The 596-nt window shown below is 54.4% G+C and carries 2 rRNA genes; both read left to right on the top strand.

From position 1 onward, the window contains the following. A 23S ribosomal RNA gene (locus MWG72_RS15460) occupies positions 1–383 on the top strand; the annotation flags it as partial. Between the two features lie 46 nt (positions 384–429). Then, a 5S ribosomal RNA gene (gene rrf, locus MWG72_RS15455) occupies positions 430–545 on the top strand. Positions 546–596 lie beyond the last annotated feature (51 nt).

Below are 596 nucleotides of genomic sequence, written 5' to 3'. Positions count from 1 at the left end.
CATCCTGGGGCTGGAGTAGGTCCCAAGGGTTGGGCTGTTCGCCCATTAAAGCGGTACGCGAGCTGGGTTCAGAACGTCGTGAGACAGTTCGGTCCCTATCCGTCGTGGGCGCAGGAAATTTGAGGAGAGCTGTCCTTAGTACGAGAGGACCGGGATGGACGCACCGCTGGTGTACCAGTTGTTCCGCCAGGAGCATCGCTGGGTAGCTACGTGCGGACGGGATAAATGCTGAAAGCATCTAAGCATGAAGCCCCCTCCAAGATGAGATTTCCCTTTGAGTAATCAAGAAAGACCCCTCAGAGACGATGAGGTAGATAGGTCACGGGTGGAAGCATGGCGACATGTGGAGCTGAGTGATACTAATCGGTCGAGGCCTTGTTCTAGCAGATGCTTGTTGATGACTTCAGTTTTGAGGGCGCGAGCCCGTCGTCTGGTGACGATAGCCAAGTGGTCACACCCGTTCCCATGCCGAACACGGAAGTTAAGCACTTGAACGCCGAAAGTAGTTGGGGGCTTCCCCCTGTGAGGATAGGACGTTGCCAGGCACTTGACCGATCTGCAGATTGCAGGTCGGTCTTTTTGTGTTTTCTAAAAAG

It is taken from the genome of Acinetobacter lwoffii (genome assembly GCF_022967985.1).
Taxonomy (GTDB): domain Bacteria; phylum Pseudomonadota; class Gammaproteobacteria; order Pseudomonadales; family Moraxellaceae; genus Acinetobacter.
The sequence above is the reverse complement of the archived record's forward strand: the minus strand, read 5'-3'. Positions and strand labels throughout refer to the sequence as shown.